General features: G+C 51.1%; 15 protein-coding genes and 1 other RNA gene. 14 read left to right on the top strand and 2 right to left on the bottom strand.

All coding sequences use genetic code 11. The annotated features are described in order from the left end of the window. Both AC6R10_RS08320 and AC6R10_RS08315 read right to left on the bottom strand, forming a co-directional pair. Complete coding sequence (locus tag AC6R10_RS08320; RefSeq protein WP_500671964.1) at positions 1–411, bottom strand: YraN family protein; 411 nt, start codon at positions 409–411, stop codon at positions 1–3. Beyond that, a complete protein-coding gene (locus AC6R10_RS08315) occupies positions 353–2,167 on the bottom strand; it encodes a penicillin-binding protein activator (RefSeq protein ID WP_500671963.1) in 1,815 nt (604 codons plus the stop codon). Before AC6R10_RS08315 ends, AC6R10_RS08320 begins: the two co-directional genes overlap by 59 nt. Before the next feature lie 63 nt (positions 2,168–2,230). Here AC6R10_RS08315 and rsmI point away from each other — a divergent pair, with 63 nt between their 5' ends. The 14 genes from rsmI (at position 2,231) to ftsA (ending at position 18,011) form a co-directional block, all read left to right on the top strand. Beyond that, the gene (gene rsmI / locus AC6R10_RS08310; protein ID WP_334554327.1) at positions 2,231–3,091 is read left to right on the top strand and encodes a 16S rRNA (cytidine(1402)-2'-O)-methyltransferase; all 861 of its coding nucleotides are present in this window, start codon (positions 2,231–2,233) and stop codon (positions 3,089–3,091) included. Positions 3,092–3,172: 81 nt separating this feature from the next. After that, an RNA gene (gene rnpB, locus AC6R10_RS08305) (RNase P RNA component class A) lies at positions 3,173–3,576 on the top strand. 183 nt (positions 3,577–3,759) lie between these two features. Beyond that, complete coding sequence (gene rsmH / locus AC6R10_RS08300; protein ID WP_500626509.1) at positions 3,760–4,710, top strand: 16S rRNA (cytosine(1402)-N(4))-methyltransferase RsmH; 951 nt, start codon at positions 3,760–3,762, stop codon at positions 4,708–4,710. Between the two features lie 6 nt (positions 4,711–4,716). After that, positions 4,717–5,034: a cell division protein FtsL gene (gene ftsL / locus AC6R10_RS08295; protein ID WP_500626510.1), complete on the top strand. Its 318-nt coding sequence runs from the start codon at positions 4,717–4,719 to the stop codon at positions 5,032–5,034. Then, complete coding sequence (locus AC6R10_RS08290; protein ID WP_500626511.1) at positions 5,031–6,758, top strand: penicillin-binding transpeptidase domain-containing protein; 1,728 nt, start codon at positions 5,031–5,033, stop codon at positions 6,756–6,758. Before ftsL ends, AC6R10_RS08290 begins: the two co-directional genes overlap by 4 nt. Positions 6,759–6,770: 12 nt before the next feature. Continuing rightward, positions 6,771–8,249 (top strand): UDP-N-acetylmuramoyl-L-alanyl-D-glutamate--2,6-diaminopimelate ligase, encoded by a 1,479-nt coding sequence (gene murE, locus AC6R10_RS08285; RefSeq protein ID WP_500671962.1) that lies wholly within the window; start codon positions 6,771–6,773, stop codon positions 8,247–8,249. Beyond that, positions 8,246–9,604 carry a UDP-N-acetylmuramoyl-tripeptide--D-alanyl-D-alanine ligase gene (locus AC6R10_RS08280; protein ID WP_500671961.1) on the top strand — a complete coding sequence of 453 codons (1,359 nt, stop codon included), beginning with the start codon at positions 8,246–8,248 and terminating at the stop codon, positions 9,602–9,604. The genes murE and AC6R10_RS08280 overlap by 4 nt, the downstream gene beginning before the upstream one ends. Then, positions 9,601–10,683: a phospho-N-acetylmuramoyl-pentapeptide-transferase gene (gene mraY / locus AC6R10_RS08275; protein WP_334554339.1), complete on the top strand. Its 1,083-nt coding sequence runs from the start codon at positions 9,601–9,603 to the stop codon at positions 10,681–10,683. Before AC6R10_RS08280 ends, mraY begins: the two co-directional genes overlap by 4 nt. A 39-nt stretch (positions 10,684–10,722) precedes the next feature. Beyond that, the gene (gene murD / locus AC6R10_RS08270; protein ID WP_500671960.1) at positions 10,723–12,066 is read left to right on the top strand and encodes a UDP-N-acetylmuramoyl-L-alanine--D-glutamate ligase; all 1,344 of its coding nucleotides are present in this window, start codon (positions 10,723–10,725) and stop codon (positions 12,064–12,066) included. 13 nt (positions 12,067–12,079) lie between these two features. After that, on the top strand, positions 12,080–13,273 hold the full coding sequence (gene ftsW / locus AC6R10_RS08265) for a cell division protein FtsW (protein ID WP_487901320.1): 1,194 nt from the start codon (positions 12,080–12,082) through the stop codon (positions 13,271–13,273). Beyond that, entirely contained in the window at positions 13,260–14,324 is a 1,065-nt protein-coding gene (gene murG / locus AC6R10_RS08260) for an undecaprenyldiphospho-muramoylpentapeptide beta-N-acetylglucosaminyltransferase (RefSeq protein ID WP_500671959.1), read from the top strand. The genes ftsW and murG overlap by 14 nt, the downstream gene beginning before the upstream one ends. Positions 14,325–14,333: 9 nt before the next feature. Then, entirely contained in the window at positions 14,334–15,794 is a 1,461-nt protein-coding gene (murC, locus tag AC6R10_RS08255) for a UDP-N-acetylmuramate--L-alanine ligase (protein WP_500671958.1), read from the top strand. Between the two features lie 179 nt (positions 15,795–15,973). Then, the gene (locus AC6R10_RS08250; protein ID WP_334554348.1) at positions 15,974–16,756 is read left to right on the top strand and encodes a cell division protein FtsQ/DivIB; all 783 of its coding nucleotides are present in this window, start codon (positions 15,974–15,976) and stop codon (positions 16,754–16,756) included. Beyond that, on the top strand, positions 16,749–18,011 hold the full coding sequence (gene ftsA, locus AC6R10_RS08245) for a cell division protein FtsA (RefSeq protein WP_487901317.1): 1,263 nt from the start codon (positions 16,749–16,751) through the stop codon (positions 18,009–18,011). Before AC6R10_RS08250 ends, ftsA begins: the two co-directional genes overlap by 8 nt. Positions 18,012–18,039: the final 28 nt, after the last annotated feature.

Here is an 18,039-nt window from a genome sequence, read left to right as displayed (position 1 = left end):
TTATCCTTGAGTGATTGCGTTTTTTATCCATTCGATTTGGCTACCTTGCTCATGAATCGCCACTAGGTCAAATCGAAAATGGGTATCGTGCACCGAAAGGCCATGCTTGATGAGCCACACATTGGCGGCTCGCACGAGTTTTTGCATTTTACTGTAGGTCACGGTTTCAGCAGCATGACCAAACGAAGTGCTCTTTCGGTAACGAACTTCAACAAATACGATGGCGTCGCCATCGCGCATGATCAGATCTAACTCGCCGCTTTTCGCTGTAAAGTTGCGTTCAAGCGCGACTAACCCCTGACTCAGCAGATGCTGCTCAGCCAGGCGTTCATAGTGTTCGCCGTGTGCGCGTTTATTGCGCACTGCCGTGTTGAGCCCAGCTGATTTCACGTTGTACGACACAGTGCTCATCGATGCTCAGAATTCCGGTTTGTCCTTCGACTGAGTAGCCTTCGATCACTTTCATTTGTGGCAGTACTTCCATCAGGGTGTAGGCGTCCATCCCCATCGCTTGAAGTCGTTTCTCCGCGTGTGAGCTATTGGCCCACAGACTGTTCATCTGCTGCTTGAGGTGGGCATCAGGGTGGATAAGGAGTGGAATATCACTGTAGCTGACGCCCGTCAAATCCTCGTACTGACGTTGGCCGCTGTTACTGCGAGAGTTAGAGTAGAGTGCTGGAGGCGTCGTGTCTGGGTTGATCGCCACTTCGATGAAAGGTTTGATCAGGGTTATTTCGGCACTGGTCGCCACGATGTACACCGCATCCACATCTCGACGGCTGCGTGGCTGTGTTTCAAGTGGGATATTTAACAGTGATTCCATTTGCGCGATGTTTTGCTGGCTCTCTTGCAAACCAAAAATGGTGTTGATGTTTTTTTGCAACTGGCGCTTATCACCGAAGAGACTCACTGCCACTTTATTCTCACTGTATTTATCCCACTCTTGTTCGAAGGACTCGACGACGCGCTCGCCCAAACGACCTTGCGGCGCAAGGATGAGTGGGTAGCGAGCGCCTTGTTCAAACAAGTGCTTCGCCGCTTGTGCCACTTCTTGTTCAGGAGAAAGCGCTAAGTAGCAGGTGTTGTGACCCAAGTTGGTTTCATCTGGAATATTGAGAGCCAACATCGGCAGTGAGTGGGCACTGGCTTGTTGCGCTTTTTGCAGCGCTTCGATGTTCTCTTTCAATAGCGGACCAACGATAAAGTCGATGTTCTTTTCGATTAGCGTCGCGTCTAAGTTCGCCATATCCAGTGTATTGGTATCAATGACGGTCAGGGTCGCGTTCTCATCACGCGCATCATCATTCATCATATTGAAAATAAACCCATCGCGAATCAGTTGCGCTTGTTTAGCAAACTTGCCAGAAAGAGGCAGCAGCAGCGCAGTGTTCACGGGTTTTGTAATATCGAGTGCCAGAATGTCGCTGAGGGCTTGGGGTGTATACAGCGCGGCTGGATGGTCAGGATTGCTCGCCATCCAACGTTCCAAGCGCGATTTTAATTGCGGAATGTTGCTGGCAAACGCTTTACTGTCATTGGCCAATTCTAGCCAACCGGTCAGTACGGTTTCATTCGGTGCCACGCGCAGTTTGGCAAGTTCAGACAGCGAGTACTGCGACAGGTTCTGCCAGACGCCATCGGCGATAGAGGCTTGCTCTGAGGCATTGAGCAGTTCGCTTTGGGCAATTAAGGATCGAGACGCGTCAAGGTAGAGACCTTGCTTGCTCTGCAGCGCGGCGCGTTTTTGATAGTACTCTTGCCACTGCTGACGAGGCAGCGACCAAGACGCTGGAAAATTGAGCTGAGACAAGGCATTACCATGCTGACCTTGACTGATGAGCAAGTCGGCGCGAGTCAATTGCCACTCTGCTTGCTGCTGTGGCGTGAGGCTTTGTCTCGCAAGGCGCTTAATCAGTAACTCTGACTGCACCACGTCACCGGCTTCAACAGAGGCTTTCAGTGCCATGATCAACCAATCCACTTGCAAACTGCCGGTCGTGCTGTCTGCCCGCATTAGGTAGGTTTCTACCGGTTGAGAGGGATCGAGTAAAATATCGACAGACTGCGGCGTTTTCGGCGATGAGGAACACGCAGCCAATGTAATAGCGAGTGCTACAGGAGTAAGTAAGCGTGTTACACTTGGGCGCTTATGGTGATTGTTAGCCATGAGTTCTTTCGTAATTCCGTATAAAATTGTGTCTATATTAATCGTTGAAGTGATGGTAAACAAATGACAGATAGCAAAACCTTACCGACAGAGGTGCCAACCCTCTACATTGTACCCACCCCGATCGGTAATCTGGGCGACATTACTCAGCGAGCGATAGAGGTGTTGTCATCGGTGGATTTGATTGCTGCAGAAGATACCCGTCACACGGGTAAGCTGCTGTCTCACTTCAATATCCCAACTCGAACTTTCGCCCTCCATGATCATAATGAACAGCAAAAAGCGCAAGTGTTAGTTGATAAATTGTTAGCTGGGCACTCCATTGCGCTGGTCTCGGATGCAGGAACGCCACTGATCAGTGACCCAGGTTACCATTTGGTCACTCAATGTCGTCAAGCGGGCGTCAAAGTTGTGCCTTTGCCTGGAGCATGTGCGGTGGTCACAGCATTAAGCGCCTCCGGTCTCCCCTCTGACCGTTTCAGTTTTGAGGGATTTTTGCCTGCCAAAAGTAAAGGTCGTAAAGACAAGTTCTTAGAGATTGCAAAGGCAGAGCGAACCTGTATTTTTTATGAGTCCCCACACCGCATTCTTGACTCTCTTGCTGACATGCTGGAGATCTTAGGCCCTGAGCGTGAAGTGGTGTTAGCGCGAGAGCTGACGAAAACGTTCGAAACCATTCAAGGCATGCCGCTGGGTGAGCTCGTTGATTGGGTGCGCAGTGATGAAAACCAACAAAAAGGCGAAATGGCGCTATTAATTCACGGTTATCGCGCCGACAGTGATGACGGCCTGCCGGATGAAGCTACTCGAACATTGGCTATTTTGACCCAAGAACTGCCGTTAAAAAAGGCCGCAGCGCTGGCGGCTGAGATCTACAACCTGAAAAAAAATGCACTCTATAAGTGGGGGCTTGAACACCTCTAATCTAGTCAAGTTGTTGGTTATTTAGGCGCTCACACACATTCCCCTAGACAGGCTGATGGCTTCTCTATACAATCCGCCACCGGAGTCGACTCGGTAGCCGCTGCTTTATTGATGTCCCCTTACCTTGTGTGGGGGAGACTGATGAAGGGGAGGAAAGTCCGGGCTCCATAGAGCAGGGTGCCAGGTAACGCCTGGGGGGCGCAAGCCTACGACAAGTGCAGCAGAGAGAAGACCGCCGATGGCTCAATTTCTTCGGAATGAGCACAGGTAAGGGTGAAAGGGTGCGGTAAGAGCGCACCGTGCGACTGGCAACAGTTCGTAGCAAGGTAAACTCCACCCGGAGCAAGACCAAATAGGCCTCCACATTGCGTTGCTCGCGTAAGGGGGCGGGTAGGTTGCTCGAGCCAGTGAGTGATTGCTGGCCTAGACGAATGGCTACCACCGTGCAAACGGTACAGAACCCGGCTTATATGTCGGCTCCACCTTTTTAAGACCCATCGTAACTTAGGTTATGATGGGTTTTTTGCTTTACGCTGACGAAATTTATTTTGTAAGCAATAAACTTAGCGCAAAATCACGCCTTCCTTGTGTCTAAAGGTGGCGAATGAGCGTTAAATCAGTACACTGGAACCCTTAGCACGTGAATGCGAGAGCAAACCGAGATAACTATGACCGAAGCATTTAAACACATATCCGTCTTACTTCATGAATCGATTGATGGATTGGCCATTAAACCTGATGGCGTCTATATCGATGGCACATTTGGACGAGGTGGTCATAGCCGTACGATTTTATCTCAGCTTGGTGAAAACGGACGCCTTTATAGTATTGACCGTGATCCACAAGCGATTGCAGAAGCCAACAAGATTGATGATCCGCGATTTACCATCATCCATGGTCCATTTTCAGGCATGGCTGAATACGCGAAACAGTATGATCTCGTGGGTAAGGTGGATGGCGTGCTGCTTGATCTTGGCGTGTCATCGCCACAGCTTGACGACGCAGAACGCGGCTTCAGCTTTATGAAAGATGGCCCCCTCGATATGCGTATGGATCCTACTTCCGGCATGCCGGTCTCTCAATGGCTCGCACAAGCAGACCTTGATGATATTACTTGGGTAATTCGTGAGTTTGGCGAAGATAAGCATGCTCGCCGAATTGCCAAAGCCATTGTTGCCTATCGAGAAAACGAAGAGAACGAGCCCTTGGTGCGCACCGGTCAGCTGGCGAAACTGATTTCCGACGCGGCTCCGAAAAGCTTCAAAGAGAAAAAACACCCAGCGACGCGCGCCTTCCAAGCCTTTCGAATCTACATCAACAGTGAGCTTGAAGAGATCGACACCGCACTCAAGGGCGCCGCGAGCATTCTTGCGCCGCAGGGACGCCTGTCAGTGATCAGCTTCCACTCTCTTGAAGATCGTATGGTGAAACGTTTTATCCGCAAAGAGAGCAAAGGCCCAGAGGTGCCACATGGCATCCCAATGACTGAAGCGCAGATTCGTGCGCTTGGTAGTGCCAACCTCAAAGCGGTGGGTAAGGCGATTAAACCGAGCCAACAAGAAGTTGAGCTCAATGCGCGCTCGCGCAGCTCGGTGCTAAGGATTGCCGAGAAACTGTAACCTCCTATGAGTCAGGCAAAAGGGAACCTCGCTAAAATTATCGCACTCGATCTACTGACTGTAGGTCGAGTGCCGCTGCTTTTATTGATGTTGATTTTTTCCAGCGCTATGGCGGTGGTCTTTACTACCCATCACACGAGACAGGCGGTCACTGAGAAAGATAGTGCTCTTGGTGAGCGAGAGCGCCTTGATAACGAGTGGCGCAACTTGATCTTGGAAGAGACGGCTCTGGCTGAGCACAGCCGAGTCCAAGATGTGGCGATCAAAGAGCTCGAGATGAAGCGCCCCGATTCAGACAAAGAAGTCATCATTACACTCCCATGAGCAAAAAGAACGTCGAACCCATCAAACCGCAAGAAACGGACACTCCGGCGAGCCTAATTCGCTGGCGCTTTTATTTGGTGCTCTTTATTGTGTTCTGCATTTTTATGGCGCTCGTTGCTCGTATTGCGTTTATTCAGGTGGTTGAGCCGGGTAACTTGATCAAACAGGGCGATCTTCGCTCAGTGCGCGCGAAAACCTTACACTCGGCGCGCGGCATTATTTCTGATCGTAATGGTGAGCCGCTGGCGGTCAGTGTGCCCGTTGAGGCTGTGTGGGCCGATCCGGTCAACATTTTCAAACATGGTGGCCTGAGCGATATTGATCGTTGGCACGCGCTGGCCGATGTATTGGGCCTTAAGCGCGAGGAGCTGATCGACAAAATTAATCGTAACCGCTCAAGGCGCTTTGTCTATTTGCAACGGCAAGTTAGCCCAGCCATGGCCAATTACGTGCGAGAGCTGAAGCTGTCTGGCGTAGGATTAAAAGCGGAATCACGTCGCTATTACCCCGCGGGCGAAGTCAGTGCGCACTTAGTGGGGGTGACGGGAATTGATGGTCACGGCCTCGAAGGGGTTGAGCGCAGTTATGATAAATGGCTCACCGGAGAGGCAGGTAAACAGATCATTCGTAAAGACCGTTATGGTCGAGTTGTTGAAAATATTTCACTCGAAGAGCGTGAAGAGGGCAAACCGCTTGAACTGACCATCGATCAGCGCATTCAAGCGATTGCGTATCGAGCGATTAAGCAGTCGGTCGCCGATCACCGTGCGACGTCAGGATCGGCTGTGGTGCTTGATGTACAAACGGGCGCGGTGTTGGCGATGGTGAATGCGCCGTCCTACAACCCCAACAATCGAAGTGACCTTCAATCAGCGAAAATGCGCAACCGCGTGATCACCGACGCATTTGAGCCGGGCTCAACCGTGAAACCCTTTGTGGTACTAGCGGCACTTGACAATGGCAGCGCCGATGCCAATACGGTCATCGATACCGGCAATGGCGTGTTTGAAATTGGTGGCAGCAAGGTTAGAGATACGTCGAAAGTGGGCAAAGCCGATCTGACGACCATCTTGCAGAAATCGAGTAACATCGGCGTGACCAAACTGGCACTCGATATGCCGCTTGAGGCTCTGCTTGGTATGTACAGTTCGGTCGGATTTGGTCAACCTTCGGGATTAAACTTGGTCGGTGAAACCTCCGGTATCTTCCCCAATCGCCGTCGCTGGTCGAAGTTTGAAATTGCGACCTTATCATTCGGGTATGGCTTGACCATTACCCCGCTCCAACTGGCGCATGCGTACTCCACCTTGGGCAACTTCGGCGTCTATCAGCCCGTGCACATCATAGAGAACAACCAACAAGATTTTTCACGTCAGGTCATTGACAGCGAGCACGCGAAAATGGTGTTGAGAATGCTAGAAACTGTCACACAGCCGGGCGGCACTGCAACCAAAGCGGCAGTACCGGGCTATCGAGTTGCGGCGAAAACCGGCACATCACGCAAAGCGATCGCGGGGGGATACGGAGATGAATACTTCGCCTATACCGCGGGGGTAGCGCCGGCCAGTAAACCGCGAGTGGCGCTGGTAGTGGTGATCAATGAGCCTCAAGGTGATAACTACTACGGAGGCTCGGTCGCGGGTCCCGTGTTTGCCGAAATTCTCAAAGGGACATTGCAACTGCTCAATGTCGCCCCTGATGAAAACCGATTTAAAAATGAGTAAGTGAGAGAGCCAATGCCAACAACACTCACATTAACGCAATTATTACGACCTTGGCTTGAGTTGGGCGATGAGCTCGCGATACCTGTTCGCCAACTTGAGCTCGACAGTCGCCAAGTGACCAAAGGATCGACCTTCGTTGCCATCCAAGGTCACGCTTTGGATGCGAGGAAGTTTATTCCGGCTGCGATTGCTCAAGGGGCCAATGCCGTTATTGCACAGGCGTGTTCGCGTGCTCCGCATGGTCTGGTGGAATACATTCAGTCGGTGCCCGTAGTCTATGTTGATGCACTTGATCAGCGTTTATCTCAGTTGGCGCTCTCCCTATATCCAGTCGCAGGGAATCATCTGATTGGCGTCACTGGTACGAACGGCAAAACCACAGTGACGCAGCTCATCGCTCAATGGTTAGAGCTGCTAGGGCTGCGTGCGGCGGTGCTCGGCACTGCGGGTAATGGTTTTCTCGAGAACTTGCAGCCTGCGGTCAATACCACAGGCAGTGCCGTGACGATTTGTCAGATGCTGTCTCAGCTTCAGCAGCGAGGTGCACACTACACCGCGATGGAAATCTCGTCTCATGGTTTGGTTCAAGGCCGGGTGAAAGCGCTTCCGTTTGCAGCGGGCGTGTTTACCAACTTAAGTCGTGACCACCTCGATTACCACGGCACGATGGATGAATACGCTCGTGCTAAGCAAATGCTCTTTACTGATCATGTCTGCCAGCACGCGATCATCAATGCCGATGATGCCGTCGGTGCCCAGTGGCTGACTGAGCTTGATCACGCGACGGCGGTTTCTCTCTCTCCAACGACCCACAAACGCGCCGTGTTTGCTCATCATGTATTGTATTCAGAACAGGGTATCGAGCTGCACTTTGATGGTCTCTATGGCCAAGGTGAGCTTCAGGTGCCCCTCATCGGCCAGTTCAATGCCAGTAACGTGCTTGTGGCGATGACAACGTTGCTTGAGTTGGGTTTTGATAAATCGGTCTTGATGGCGACAGCGCCTCAACTAGAGCCCGTCATTGGACGTATGGAGCTGTTCGCTTCACCCGGGAAAGCGAAAGTGGTGGTCGATTATGCGCACACGCCAGACGCATTAGAAAAAGCGTTGCAAGCGCTGCGCGTTCATTGTAACGGCAAACTGTGGGCGATTTTCGGTTGCGGTGGCGATCGGGATACGGGTAAGCGTCCAATGATGGCTTCGATTGGTGAACAACTGGCTGATCAGGTTATTTTGGCCGATGATAACCCGCGCAGCGAGGATCCTAAGGCCATCGTGCAAGATATGCTGGATGGCATGGCGAGGCCAAATCTAGCGATTGTCGAGCATGATCGCTATCAAGCCTTGCGTTACGCGCTAGCCAACAGCCAAGCGCAAGACATTATCTTGCTTGCAGGCAAAGGCCATGAAGATTATCAAGTTCTGGCAGATAAAACCGTGCACTACTCTGATCGTGAGTCGGCGGCAGAGCTATTGGAGTCTCCATTATGATCACTATGATGTTATCTCAATTAGTCGAGCCACTGTCGGCGGAGTTGATTGGCCAAAATGTGGCGATCGAGAGTGTGTCAACTGACACGCGTGCCATCGAAACGGGCGCGCTGTTTGTTGCCTTGGTCGGTGAGCGTTTTGATGCGCACGATTTTGCGGCCAAAGCCGTTGATTCCGGCGCGGCGGCGCTGTTGGTCAGTCGAGTTTTGCCGCTTGATATCCCTCAGCTATTGGTCAAAGACTCCAAAGTGGCGCTAGGGCAGTTAGGCGCCTTCGTTCATCAGTTATGCGAAACCCCGACGGTGGCGATCACAGGAAGCTGCGGTAAAACCACGGTGAAAGAGATGGTCGCTAGCATCATGAGTCTTCAAGGACAAGTGCTGTTTACTGCGGGTAACTTCAACAACGATATAGGTGTGCCGTTGACCTTACTCCGCTCGACGCCGGAAGATGATTATGCCGTGATTGAACTCGGCGCCAACCACATTGGTGAAATCGCCTATACGACCGCCTTGGTCAAACCCGATGTAGCCCTCGTGAACAACGTTGCGGCGGCGCATTTAGAAGGCTTTGGTTCGATAGAGGGCGTGAAGCAAGCAAAAGGGGAGATCTACCAAGGGCTTGCGCCTGGCTCAGTGGCGATCGTCAATCTCGATAGTCATGGTGGTGAGCATTGGAGCAGTGTCTTGGCCGATAAACAGGTCAAAACCTTTTCTATGACCGATACAAGCGCAGACTACTTTGCTACTCACGTGGTGTTAAACGCGATGGGTGAGGCAAGTTTTATTTTGCGCACGCCAAGTAGTGAGCTGAGCGTCAAACTCGGTATTATTGGTCAGCACAATGTTGCCAACGCACTGGCTGCGGCGGCTCTGGCGAAAGAGTTAGGTGCCAGCGATGAGATGATTGTCAAAGGGCTAGAAAGTCTTGCCAAAGTGAAAGGGCGCGTTGAAACCGTCGCATTGACCGATGAGATTCGTCTTATCGATGACAGCTACAACGCCAGCGTCCCCGCCATGAAAGCGGCGGTGGATCTCTTATCGAGTTTTGATGGGACGCGCTGGCTAATTTTGGGGAATATGGCAGAGCTTGGTGACGAAAGCCTTGCACTTCATCGTCAAGTCGGTGAACATGCTGCCCCCTTTAACTTCCCTTATGTGTTGACCTATGGTGATGACGCAGAGGTTATCAGCCAGGTTTGCCAGGGGACACATTTTTGCTCTCATGAGAGCATGATTGATTATATTAAGCAGCAGATAAAGACGCACCAAGGGCCACAAACTTTGCTGGTCAAAGGTGCCAATAGCGCCGGTATGTTTAAAGTCGCGGCTGCTGTGAAGGAGATGTTTGCATGATTATTTGGCTTGCGGAGCTGCTACAGCCATACTTTTCATTTTTTCGCCTGTTCGAATATTTGTCGTTCCGAGCCATTGTCAGTGTATTGACGGCTTTAGCGATCTCTTTGTGGATGGGGCCTCGTATGATTCGCCGATTGCAGATGTTGCAAATTGGTCAGGTGGTGCGTAACGAAGGGCCAGAGTCACACTTTAGTAAGCGTGGCACACCAACCATGGGCGGTGTGATGATCTTAACGGCGATCATGACAACGGTTCTGCTCTGGGCGGATCTGGCTAACCCGTATGTTTGGGCTGTGCTTGCTGTACTTGCGGGCTACGGGGCCGTCGGCTTTGTCGACGACTATCGCAAAGTCGTGCGCAAAAACACCGATGGCTTGATCGCGCGTTGGAAGTATTTCTGGCAATCCGCGATCGCATTAGTGGTGGCGTTTGCACTTTATGCTCACGGTAAAGATACCGCGGCGACACAACTGGTGGTGCCCTTTTTCAAAGATATTATGCCGCAGCTAGGTCTGTTCTATATCGTGCTGACTTATTTTGTGATTGTCGGCACCAGCAACGCGGTCAATTTAACCGATGGTTTGGATGGGTTGGCGATCATGCCAACGGTACTGGTCGCTGCAGGTTTTGCCGCCATTGCCTGGGCCACGGGCAACGTTAATTTCGCCAATTACCTGCACATTCCATACGTGCCTCACGCATCAGAGTTAGTCGTCGTGTGTACGGCGATCGTGGGAGCGGGGCTAGGCTTTTTATGGTTTAACACCTACCCTGCACAAGTCTTTATGGGCGATGTTGGTTCACTGGCTCTTGGCGGTGCGCTTGGTACGATTGCCGTGTTGGTGCGTCAAGAGTTTGTATTGGTGATCATGGGCGGCGTGTTTGTGATGGAAACCTTATCGGTGATCCTTCAAGTGGGCTCATACAAACTGCGTGGACAGCGTATTTTCCGTATGGCGCCGATTCACCATCACTACGAGTTAAAAGGCTGGCCGGAACCTCGGGTTATCGTTCGTTTTTGGATCATCTCTATCGTACTTGTTTTGATTGGACTAGCGACGCTGAAAGTTCGCTAATCCCCGCTTTGTTTCGCCAATAGGATAAAAGGAATGGCCATGCGCGAGTCTATTCATGCCAATCCCTCTCGATGGGAGTCGATTCACCACGTCGTCGTGGTTGGCTTGGGTATCACCGGTTTGTCGGTGGTGAATTACCTTAAGCGTTTACCGAATGCGCTCGACATTAAGGTGATCGATACGCGCCAGTGCCCGCCGGGTCAAGAGTCGCTGCCGAGTGATGTTGCATTGCACAGTGGTGGATGGCAAACGCAATGGCTAGAGCGTGCAGACTTGGTCGTGGTCAACCCGGGTATTGCGTTGGCAACGGCTGAGATTCAGCAAGTGATTGCTAAAGGCACGCCAGTCGTGGGCGACATTGAGCTTTTTGCTTGGCATGTCAGCAAACCGGTGATCGCGATTACTGGCTCGAATGGCAAAAGTACCGTCACGGATCTGACGGGGTTGGCGGCGAACGCTGCGGGCGTCAAGACCGCCGTGGGTGGAAACATCGGCGTTCCCGCACTGGATCTGCTAAAGCAAGAGGCGGATCTTTACGTTCTTGAACTGTCGAGCTTTCAATTAGAGACGACCTCTTCTTTGCATCTAGTGGCCGCGGCTTTTCTCAATCTGAGTGAAGACCATATGGACCGCTACTCTGGAATGGCGGCGTATCGTGCGGCCAAACTGCGCATTTTCGACCATGCCATCAAAGGGGTTGTGAATGCAGACGACAAGCAAACCTACCCAGATCACAACGCTTGCGACCTAGTGACGTTCTCACTCAAGCAAGAGGCGGATTACCATTTACGACAATCTCAAGGTCGTGACTGGATTGTATGTCAAGATAGTCCTATTTTAGCGACCGATGAGCTTGCTCTGGTGGGCCAGCACAATGTTGCGAATGTGATGGTGGTATTGGCGCTGCTGAATCAAGCGGGTATAGAGCTCCAGGGAGCCTTACCGGCTATCAAGGCTTATCAAGGTTTAACACATCGTTGCCAAGTGGTGGCTGACAAACGCGGCGTTAAGTGGGTCAATGATTCGAAAGCGACCAATGTCGCCAGTACGTTGGCGGCGCTATCTGGGCTCTCCTTGACAGGACGACTCTACCTACTTGTCGGCGGTGTCGGCAAAGGCGCGGATTTTTCCGAATTGGCATCGCCACTGTCGAAGCTCAACGTGCAGCTTTGCTGCTTTGGCGTGGATGGTGAGGCGTTTATGCCCTTGCACCCTAGTGCAAAACGATTTGACCGTATGAGTGATGCGATTGAGTGGGTCGCCCCTCAGCTCAGCGAGGGTGACATGGTGATGCTTTCACCGGCTTGTGCGAGCTTTGATCAGTTCAACAACTTTATGGCGCGCGGTGATGCATTCCGCGAGCTTGCTCTCACCTACGCATAATAGCAAGGACGATATGCCGATTTCCAGTGCCATCCACAGAGTGCAACATTGGCTCACCAGTGACAGCCCAGACTCACTGTACGATCGACAATTGGTCTGGATTGCGCTTGGGTTAATGTTGACAGGTCTGGTGATGGTGACATCCGCATCGTTTCCTATCAGCTCACGTCTGACTGACCAGCCTTTCCACTTTATGTTTCGCCATGCGCTGTTTCTTGTCCTCGCGCTCGGAACGTCCGCGGTTATTTTACAAGTCCCGATGCGCAAATGGCTCGACTACAGTACTTGGTTGCTGCTGTTGTCTATTTTCTTGCTGTGCGTGGTGCTGGTGGCGGGAAAATCGGTCAATGGCGCCTCACGTTGGATTCCGCTAGGACTGTTTAACTTACAGCCTGCCGAAGTGGCGAAATTGTCACTGTTTATTTTTATGTCCGGATACTTAGTGCGTAAACGCGATGAGGTTCAATCGAGCTTCTTTGGTGGGTTTATTAAGCCCATCATCGTATTTGGAACATTAGCTGGTTTGCTGCTTCTTCAGCCCGATTTAGGCACCGTTATCGTGATGTTGGTGACGCTGTTTGGCATGCTGTTTATCGCTGGAGCCAAGCTGACTCAGTTTCTTGCCTTGATGGTGGTCGGCATTTCAGCGGTAGTCGGATTGATTTGGATCGAGCCTTACCGCATGCGCCGCGTCACCTCGTTTCTCGACCCGTGGGAAGACCCTTTCGGCAGCGGTTACCAATTGACGCAGTCATTGATGGCTTTTGGCCGAGGTGAGTGGTTTGGTCAAGGCCTTGGTAATTCAATTCAAAAGCTCGAATACTTACCTGAAGCGCACACAGATTTTGTGTTTGCCGTGTTAGCCGAAGAGTTGGGCTTTGTCGGCGTTGTGCTCGTGCTAATGCTGATTTTTAGCTTGGTGATCAAAGCCATTTTTATTGGCAGAAAAGCGTTTGAGCACCAGCATCTTTTTGGCGGCTATCTGGCATTTGGTATCGGCATTTGGTTTGCGTTTCAAACCTTAGTCAATGTCGGTGCTGCGGCCGGTATGGTACCGACCAAAGGTCTCACCTTGCCGCTTATCAGTTACGGCGGATCTAGCTTGATTATCATGGCGGTGGCCGTCTCTATCTTACTTCGCATTGACTTCGAATGCCGGGTTGATGCGCCTGACTCAACACAGAAATCGAATAATGACTCAGACTAAAAAACTTATGGTCATGGCCGGCGGTACAGGCGGTCATGTTTTCCCTGGCTTAGCCGTTGCCAAAAAACTTCAGCAGCAAGGTTGGGAAATTCGCTGGCTAGGGACTGCGGATCGAATGGAAGCCGAGTTGGTACCGAAACACGGTATCGATATCGACTTTATCAAAGTCAAAGGCTTGCGTGGACAGGGGTTAGCGAAACTTCTCGCGGCGCCGTTTCAAATCATCAATGCGATCTTTCAGGCCAAAGCGCACATCAAACGCTGGCAACCGGATGTGGTATTGGGCATGGGCGGCTATGTCAGTGGCCCAGGTGGCGTGGCAGCGAAACTGTTGGGCATTCCAGTAGTACTGCACGAGCAAAATGCGGTTGCAGGTCTCACCAATCAATGGTTATCACGTATTGCGAGCAAGGTGTTTCAGGCGTTTCCGGGGGCATTTACTCATGCAGAAGTGGTGGGGAACCCTGTGCGTGAGGATGTGATTTCACTGCCAAGCCCGACAGTGCGCATGAGTGAGCGTAGCGATGAGATTCGTATTTTGGTTATGGGTGGCAGTCAAGGTGCGCGGATTTTAAATCAAACCTTACCTGAGGTGATGGCCAACCTAGGAAGTGGTTATCAAGTTCGCCATCAAGCGGGTAAAAATAACGCGGATTCTGTGAAAAAAGCCTATCAAGATCAAAACGTCGAGCAGGCTGAAGTGGTGGAATTCATCGATGATGTTGCTGCGGCATACGCTTGGGCCGATCTTCTGGTCTGCCGCTCTGGTGCGTTGACGGTGTCGGAAGTGTCAGCGGCGGGGGTCGGGGCTATTTTTATTCCCTTTATGCACAAAGATCGCCAACAAGCGTTGAACGCGGATCATCTGGTAGAATGCGGCGCCGCAAAAATGATTGAGCAGCCGGCGCTCAGTGTGGCGTCATTGACCGAAGGTATTCGCCATCTGAGCCGTGATGATCTTCTCTCTATGGCAGAGAAGGCACGCGCGGCCGCCAAACTTGACGCTGATACAGTGGTGGCAACGGCGATCATCGAACTGGCACAGAAATAGAGAACGATTATGACAATTCAACATACACAAGATTTGGCGCAGATTCGTGCCATGGTGCCAGAAATGCGCCGCGTGAAATGCATTCACTTTATCGGCATCGGTGGTGCGGGTATGAGTGGCATCGCAGAAGTGTTGCTCAATGAAGGCTACCAAATCACGGGATCAGATATCGCAGAAAATCCGGTTACGCAGGGCCTCGAGCAAAAGGGGGCGATGATTTATATCGGTCACCATGCAGACAACGTCGCCAACGCCAGTGTGGTGGTTGTCTCTACTGCCATCAACGAGCAAAACCCAGAAATTAAGGCTGCCCGTGAAGCCCGTATCCCTGTCGTTCGCCGCGCAGAAATGTTGGCCGAGCTGATGCGTTTTCGTCACGGTATTGCGGTGGCGGGCACACATGGTAAAACCACCACAACGGCCTTGGTCACGCAGATATATTCTGAAGAAGGCTTAGACCCGACGTTTGTCAACGGTGGCTTGGTCAAAAGCGCGGGAACCAATGCAAGATTGGGCTCTAGCCGTATTTTGATTGCGGAAGCGGACGAAAGCGACGCTTCGTTTCTCCATTTGCAGCCTATGGTCAGTATCGTTACCAATATTGAAGCGGATCATATGGACACCTATGGCGGGGATTTTGAAACGCTCAAACAAACGTTCATCGATTTCCTGCACAACCTGCCGTTTTATGGCCAAGCGATTTTGTGTGTCGATGACGCGGTCGTGCGTGAACTGATTCCTAAAGTGAGCCGCCAAGTGATTACTTACGGTTTTTCAGAAGATGCCGATGTGCGCATTGAAAACTATCGCCAAGAAGGCCAGCAGGGCAAGTTTACTGTCGTACGTAAACATCGCGCTAACCTAGACATTACCCTGAATATTCCAGGGCGCCATAATGCGCTCAATGCATCAGCGGCCATCGCCGTAGCAACGGAAGATGATGTCAGCGATGAGGCGATTTTACGCGCCATGGCAGGCACTCAAGGAACCGGCCGCCGCTTTGATCATCTAGGTGACTTCGAAACTGGCAAGGGACATGCAATGCTGGTTGATGATTATGGCCACCACCCGACAGAAGTGGATGTGACCATTCAAGCCGCGAGAAACGGTTGGCAAGAAAAACGCTTAGTGATGATCTTTCAGCCCCACCGTTACAGCAGAACGCGAGACCTCTACGATGATTTCGCCAACGTGCTGGAACAAGTGGATGTCTTGATCATGCTGGATGTCTATGCGGCAGGTGAAAAGCCCATTGCTGGTGCAGATGGTCGATCATTGTGCAGAACGATTCGTTCACGTGGTCGTATTGACCCCATTTTTGTCCCAGACAGCAGTACGTTACCTTCCGTCCTTGCGAATGTCTTACAAGACGGTGACTTAGTGCTTACTCAAGGGGCGGGGGATGTCGGTAAAGTGGCAAAACAGTTGGCGGCTTTTGAGTTAAATATCGATAAGATGCGTCAGGCGTAGATTTAAGGGTGAAAAATCGCGGTTTGATGCACTTTCTGTGTTTTAAGCGGCGATTTCTCACTTTCAGTATTTGATACTTTCAGTGACGCCAGTATAATCCGAAAGTTAAAATAAGTGCTTTTGCCTTATTGCAAAAGAAGATAGGGAAAATTGCGAACAAATAGCAAGGACTATGGACTTTGATTAAAAGTGCTTTTAATGAAAGCCGTCATCTAACCTCTTCCCCACTTGTTAAAAACCACGCGGTTGGCGGTGGGTTTTTACTGGTGGTTTTGCTGTTAATTGGCTCCCTTCTTTATTCGACGATTTCATGGATGTGGGATGACCAGCGTCTGCCACTCTCAAAAATTGTCTTGCAAGGTGATTTGCACTACGTCTCTGCCCTCGATGTCCAACGTGCTTTTGCGCATTTGGATCATGTCGGAACCTTTATGTCACAAGATATCAAGGTGTTGCAGACGATGGCTGAAGCGATCCCTTGGGTCTCTCACGCCTCAATACGCAAGCAATGGCCAGACACCGTCAAAGTGTTTCTTACTGAGCACCAAGCGGCGGCAATTTGGAATGGCAACGCATTGCTGAATGAGCAGGGAGACGTCTTCAATGGTGACATCGGCCAACTAGAAGAAGAGCGGGTAAAGCTCTACGGCCCACAGGGTACCAGCCAAGAAGTGTTGGACGTGTGGCGTCGAATTAGCCCGAAATTTACCGCGCTCAATTTGTCGATTACGTCCTTGGTGCAAAACGAGCGCCGAGCGTGGCAAATCATTCTAGATAACGGCATTCGTTTGGAATTGGGTAAAGAGTCGTTAGAGGAACGCATCAATCGATTTGTTTCTCTGTATCAGAATTTAGGTAGCGACACGTTAAGAGTGAGCTACATTGACCTCAGGTATGACACGGGAGCATCCGTTGGATGGTTCCCTGATCAAGAGTTAGAACAAGAGAGTACAGATGACTAAGACCGCTGATGACAACATTATTGTTGGTCTTGATATAGGCACTGCAACCGTATCGGCTCTGGTGGGCGAAGTATTGCCTGATGGTCAAATTAATATTATTGGCGCTGGGATTAGCCCGTCGCGTGGTATGGATAAAGGCGGAGTCAACGACCTAGAGTCGGTAGTGAAATCGGTTCAGCGCGCGGTGGACCAAGCGGAGTTGATGGCTGAGTGCCAAATTCGCAACGTCTACATTTCGCTGTCTGGTCGCCATATTGCTAGCCGTATCGAAAAGGGGATGGGCACTATCTCCGAAGAAGAAGTGTCACAAGAAGACATGGATCGTGCGATTCATACCGCTAAGTCTATTAAAATTGGCGATGAGCAGCGTATTTTGCATGTCATCCCACAAGAGTTTACGATCGACTACCAAGAGGGAATCAAAAATCCACTCGGTCTGTCAGGGGTGCGCATGGAAGTCAGCGTGCACCTCATTTCTTGCCACAATGATATGGCGAGAAACATTATTAAAGCGGTTGAGCGTTGCGGCTTAACGGTGGAGCATTTGGTCTACTCTGGCCTTGCGTCAAGTAATGCGGTCATTACAGAAGATGAGCGTGAACTAGGCGTGTGTGTGGTTGATATTGGTGCAGGCACCATGGATGTGGCCATCTGGACCGGCGGCGCATTACGTCACACTGAGGTCTTTTCTTACGCAGGAAATGCGGTGACTAGTGATATAGCCTTTGCATTTGGCACGCCAGTCAGCGATGCTGAAGAGATTAAAGTCAAATATGGCTGTGCAGTGAGTGAATTGGTCAGCAAAGATGACACAGTTAACGTTCCTAGCGTTGGAGGGCGTCCATCGCGAAGTTTACAACGTCAAACTCTATCTGAAGTGATAGAGCCTCGTTATACTGAGTTAATGGGTCTGGTGAACCAGACGATCGATACTGTTCAAGAAAGACTGCGTGAAGAGGGGATTAAACACCATCTTGCCGCAGGTGTGGTGCTCACAGGTGGCGCATCACAAATTGAAGGTTTGGTTGAGTGTGCGGAGCGCGTGTTCCGCAACCAAGTACGAGTTGGCAAGCCACTAGAGGTGAGCGGCTTAACGGATTATGTCAAAGAGCCGTATCATTCTACGGCTGTGGGTTTACTTCATTACGCGCGCGACAGTCAGGTAAATGATGAGACGGAATACAACGAGCCTTCTCGCCAGTCAGTTACCGGTTTTTTTGCTCGAGTGCGTAATTGGATACAAAAAGAGTTTTAACCTGAGCAGCAGGAAAAACGGAGATAAC

This window comes from Vibrio sp. R12-SG2-ISO1 (assembly GCF_059834045.1).
This window is presented reverse-complemented; position numbering and strand designations above follow the sequence as displayed.

Excerpts from the sequence above, each read along its gene's own strand:
- AC6R10_RS08320 (WP_500671964.1), bottom strand. The coding sequence starts at position 411 with ATGAGCACTGTGTCGTACAACGTGAAATCAGCTGGGCTCAACACGGCA.
- AC6R10_RS08315 (WP_500671963.1), bottom strand. The coding sequence starts at position 2,167 with ATGGCTAACAATCACCATAAGCGCCCAAGTGTAACACGCTTACTTACT.
- rsmI (WP_334554327.1), top strand. The coding sequence starts at position 2,231 with ATGACAGATAGCAAAACCTTACCGACAGAGGTGCCAACCCTCTACATT.
- rsmH (WP_500626509.1), top strand. The coding sequence starts at position 3,760 with ATGACCGAAGCATTTAAACACATATCCGTCTTACTTCATGAATCGATT.
- ftsL (WP_500626510.1), top strand. The coding sequence starts at position 4,717 with ATGAGTCAGGCAAAAGGGAACCTCGCTAAAATTATCGCACTCGATCTA.
- AC6R10_RS08290 (WP_500626511.1), top strand. The coding sequence starts at position 5,031 with ATGAGCAAAAAGAACGTCGAACCCATCAAACCGCAAGAAACGGACACT.
- murE (WP_500671962.1), top strand. The coding sequence starts at position 6,771 with ATGCCAACAACACTCACATTAACGCAATTATTACGACCTTGGCTTGAG.
- AC6R10_RS08280 (WP_500671961.1), top strand. The coding sequence starts at position 8,246 with ATGATCACTATGATGTTATCTCAATTAGTCGAGCCACTGTCGGCGGAG.
- mraY (WP_334554339.1), top strand. The coding sequence starts at position 9,601 with ATGATTATTTGGCTTGCGGAGCTGCTACAGCCATACTTTTCATTTTTT.
- murD (WP_500671960.1), top strand. The coding sequence starts at position 10,723 with ATGCGCGAGTCTATTCATGCCAATCCCTCTCGATGGGAGTCGATTCAC.
- ftsW (WP_487901320.1), top strand. The coding sequence starts at position 12,080 with ATGCCGATTTCCAGTGCCATCCACAGAGTGCAACATTGGCTCACCAGT.
- murG (WP_500671959.1), top strand. The coding sequence starts at position 13,260 with ATGACTCAGACTAAAAAACTTATGGTCATGGCCGGCGGTACAGGCGGT.
- murC (WP_500671958.1), top strand. The coding sequence starts at position 14,334 with ATGACAATTCAACATACACAAGATTTGGCGCAGATTCGTGCCATGGTG.
- ftsA (WP_487901317.1), top strand. The coding sequence starts at position 16,749 with ATGACTAAGACCGCTGATGACAACATTATTGTTGGTCTTGATATAGGC.